At 38.3% G+C, this 4235-nt stretch carries 4 protein-coding genes; all 4 read right to left on the bottom strand.

Annotated features, from left to right (window positions below; all coding sequences use genetic code 11):
* Positions 1 to 1751 (bottom strand): methyl-accepting chemotaxis protein (locus AC220I_RS18955; protein ID WP_486725430.1); only part of this gene is annotated, 1751 nt, incomplete at its 3' end.
* A gap of 196 nt (positions 1752 to 1947) precedes the next feature.
* Positions 1948 to 2412: a transcriptional regulator NrdR gene (gene nrdR / locus AC220I_RS18960; protein WP_486725431.1), complete on the bottom strand. Its 465-nt coding sequence runs from the start codon at positions 2410 to 2412 to the stop codon at positions 1948 to 1950.
* A gap of 56 nt (positions 2413 to 2468) precedes the next feature.
* Positions 2469 to 3548, bottom strand: coding sequence for a cell division protein FtsZ (gene ftsZ / locus AC220I_RS18965; RefSeq protein ID WP_486725432.1), 1080 nt, complete (start codon positions 3546 to 3548; stop codon positions 2469 to 2471).
* 261 nt (positions 3549 to 3809) lie between these two features.
* Entirely contained in the window at positions 3810 to 4172 is a 363-nt protein-coding gene (locus AC220I_RS18970) for a small basic family protein (RefSeq protein ID WP_486725433.1), read from the bottom strand.
* Positions 4173 to 4235: the final 63 nt, after the last annotated feature.

The raw sequence follows: 4235 nt of genomic DNA on the forward strand, positions 1-4235 counted from the left end.
GAACTTTCAGAAAGGTTTGATACCGAATTCACCACTTTAGTGGTAATATCTTGAATCTTAAGTACAGTGGTTTTAGATTGCTCTGCAAGGTTTCTGATTTCATCTGCCACAACAGAAAAACCCCTACCCGCTTCACCAGCTCTTGCCGCTTCTATCGCTGCATTAAGGGCAAGTAAATTGGTCTGTTCAGTGATTTGCATAATTGATTCTGATAAAATGTTGATTTGCTCAACCACTTTCGATTCACTGATTGCCAGTTCAAGCTGGGCTTTAGTGTTTGAGAGCATGTCCTGAGCCTTTTCCTGAGCTCTTAAGACATCCTTATGGGTTTTGTCTGCTCTTAAACTGATATCACCTGCGACAACTGCCCCTTCTTGTGCACGATCCGCCATGGCCTTGACTGCACGTTCAATTTCATGTGAAGTCATGGACATTTGTTCAGACGTCGCCGCCGTTTCTTCCATGCTAGCTGCCAACTCTTCAGTCGTAGAGGAAACCTCTTCAAGATTGAGCTTAAGGCTAGACATGTCGCGTTTCACATGTTCAACCTGCTGTTCAATTCCAAGTGAATCTACCTTTATGCTGTTGACTAGAACTTTTAATGAATCTTTCATTTGGTCAATACTATTAACAATGACACCGATTTCATCTTTTCTCTTGAGGTACTTTCGATCTATATCTATCCTAAAATCTCCATTTGAAATGGTATTGAGGTATTCTGACGATTTTTTAATCGGGGCAGAAACCGTTTTAGAGACAAAGGATAAGATCACAGTGGCAAGTGCAAGCAGTACAAGGCCTATGACTGCATTCGTCTTATAAGACTTATAGATAAAGGCCATTGCATCCTTATGGGCTTCAACTGTGATTACAGCCCATCGACTGGATTCCCCTGGCAGGTCAATGCCCTTGAAGGCACTGATGACTTTTACGCCATCATTGTTTGTATATTTAACGACGCCATTTTCGCCCCTTAAGGCTTTTTCAGTGGCTACTTTAAGTGCATCTGGTATCTTAATGTCCTGTGTTTCAGTCACCTGATTTCCCTGTTCATCCTTAACCACTTGTCCATTTGCATCGAGCTTTAGTACCGTCTTGTTGAGCAACACATAGTTATAGAGCTCAGAGACCTGTTGCTTGTCAGGATGGGCGATTACAACACCTTCACCATCGATAACATAAGCATATTTAGTCCCTATGCTCGCTTTCTCAACAATTTCCTGTAAAGCGTCTAGCCTAATATCCGCCCCCATGACGCCATTTAGTTTTTCACGCGCATCATAAATAGGTAAGATTACCGACGTTACCGGAACGTTTCCGCTAAGTGAAAAATAGGATTTACTCACGAATGGCTTCTCATCAGATACAAGCTTGATAAACCACCATCTGTTTGAGCGGTCTCCCAGGTTTCCTTTGGATCTTGCCGTTTGCATACCATCCGCCCCTTGGATGTATAGCAAATCGAAAAATGGATTTTGACTTGCAATGGTCTCAACCATTGATACCTGTTTTTCCAAGTCGAAAGCTCTAACCGACTCGTTGGTTGCTATCGCTTCAGTCAAACCATAAGCTCGATCGATGAAACTCCTTACCTGGTCTGAAATCGTCGATGCCATGACCGTATTATTGTCGAGCAGTTCTTTACCGTACTCATTGGATAAATAATAACCATTAATTACATTTGACAGAATAAATGGTATTGCGATTAACAAGAGCGTTATCGCAATCAACTGTGCTCTGATTGTTTTCACGTCATTTCCCCCTTTTACATTAGTTTCCCCCAATTAAAGTATTTTTATAAAAAAAAATACCGTAAATATATCTAAATATACTTACGGCACTACATTTTCCTACATAAAGTGACTAAAACCAACATGTTTTATCCACATTTATTTTATATTACTATAATATTTAGTTGATAACTATTTCTCAATAACAATTGAGAGTCTAGCCATTTGTCTTTTCGTTTAATAATTTGGTGAGTTCATTCACAAAAGTATTGATGTCTTTAAACTGTCTGTAGACAGAAGCAAATCTTACATAAGCAACTTCATCCAGATCCTTGAGTCCTGACATGACCAATTCACCAATCCACTCGGATTCGATTTCCTTTTCCATTGAACTGTGTAATCTCGTCTCAATATGATCAATCAACTGTTCCATTTGTTCCATTGAAACAGGGCGTTTTTCACATGCTCTGATAATCCCGTTTAAAACCTTCATACGATTATAGGATTCTCTATTACCATCTTTCTTTACAATGATAATTGGGATCTCTTCGATTTTCTCATAAGTGGTGAATCTCTGTTTACAGTTGATGCATTCTCTTCTTCGTCTGATTACATGACCATCATCTGTCGGTCTAGAGTCGATGACTTTAGATTCAAGACTGCTGCAATAAGGACATTTCATACATTTCACCTCACCAATTATTTTGTGTTTAAAAAAAAACCTTGCGAGAAGCAAGGTTATCTTTTCTTTCTTAAGAATGTAGGAATATCAAAGGTGTCATCTTCATTCGTTTCAGCTTCAACTTGTTGTACTTTTACAGGTTCAGTTTTTACAGGTTTCATTTCAACCTTAGGCTCAACTTTAGCAGTTTCAAAGCCAGTTGCAATTACCGTAACTGTGATTTCGTCCTTTAAAGACTCATCAATAACAGCACCCATGATGATGTTTGCATCTGGATCTGCTTCTCTATACACAAGATCTGCAGCTTGTTGAATTTCCATCATACCTAATGATTTACCACCGCGAATATTAAGTAATATTCCTTTAGAACCACGGATTGATGTTTCAAGTAATGGACTGTGGATTGCCTGATTCGTTGCGTCGATCGCACGATCGTCACCACTTGAAGAACCAATACCCATATGTGCAAGTCCTTGTTCAAACATGATTGTTTTAACATCGGCAAAGTCAACATTGATAAGACCCGTCTCAGTAATTGTGTTTGAAATACCTTGGACCCCTTGTCTTAACACGTCATCCGCAATAGTAAATGCATCTAAAATAGAAGTTCTCTTTTCAACAATTTCAAGAAGTCTATCATTTGGAATTGTAATAAGTGTATCTACTTTGCGTTTAAGCTCTTCGATACCCTCTTCAGCGTGCTTCATTCTACGCTTGCCTTCAAAAGAGAAAGGCTTAGTCACAACGCCTACCGTTAAAATGCCCATTTCCTTGGCAATTTCAGCAACGATTGGTGCCGCACCAGTACCGGTTCCACCACCCATACCTGCAGTGATGAAGACCATATCTGCACCTTGAAGTGCTTGATAAATGTCATCTCTACTCTCTTCAGCAGCTTTTTTACCTACTTCTGGGTTTGCACCCGCCCCTAATCCTCTAGTTAATTTTTCGCCTATTTGTAACTTGTATTCTGCAGCAGAGCTGTATAATGCTTGCTTATCTGTATTAATCGCTATAAACTGAACGCCTTTAAGATTCGATTTAATCATTCTGTTAACAGCGTTATTACCCCCGCCACCAACACCAATTACTTTAAGCTGGGCAAATTCTTCAACAGCAACATCAAATTCTAACATGAAAATCCTCCTTTTCCCGCTAAGTAATAATTTATAGGTGTTTACATCTCGTTTCTCTATTTAATAAACCGTACTTTTTCTATATGATTTAACAATGCTAATACTTAGATGTAAAAATTGTAAAATCATAAGCATTCATCAATATCTATTGTTTAAAATACCTACAATTCTACTACATATAGTATATACTCTTTTAAGTTTTTTGGGAATATTTTTTTTCAAAAAAACGAATTTTTTTCGTATTTGCAATAGGTATAGGTCTTATTTCTTATGCTTTTCCCTACTTTTAGCCCTATAATTTTCAATTGAATAGCGACGAATGGCGCCAATATTGTTAAAAAGTCTTGTTCCAAAGACGAAAATAGCGGCGTAATATATTGGAACGCCTAGCTTGTCGCCTAAATATGAAAGTGCTATCGCCATAAGTGCATTGACGATGAAACCACTGATGAAAATCAAGCTGTCAAACTTGTCTTCAAAACTCGATCTTAGGGCACCCAAGATCGAATCTATTGCTGCTAAAATCCCAACTGAGATATAAAGTGACGAAATCGTCGTAAACTCAAAAGGAATGTAGAGCCCTATTAAAATCCCTAGAATTATACCAATTATTGCTATTATCATATTGACCTTCCTTTACTGCTTCAAGTATTGATTATCCATCAAGCCATCATAGGCTGGAATCGA

Source organism: Fusibacter sp., from assembly GCF_057447755.1.

Bases quoted from the DNA above. Each gene is read 5' to 3' on its own strand.
- AC220I_RS18970 (WP_486725433.1), bottom strand. From the start codon at position 4,172: ATGATAATAGCAATAATTGGTATAATTCTAGGGATTTTAATAGGGCTC.
- ftsZ (WP_486725432.1), bottom strand. From the start codon at position 3,548: ATGTTAGAATTTGATGTTGCTGTTGAAGAATTTGCCCAGCTTAAAGTA.
- nrdR (WP_486725431.1), bottom strand. From the start codon at position 2,412: ATGAAATGTCCTTATTGCAGCAGTCTTGAATCTAAAGTCATCGACTCT.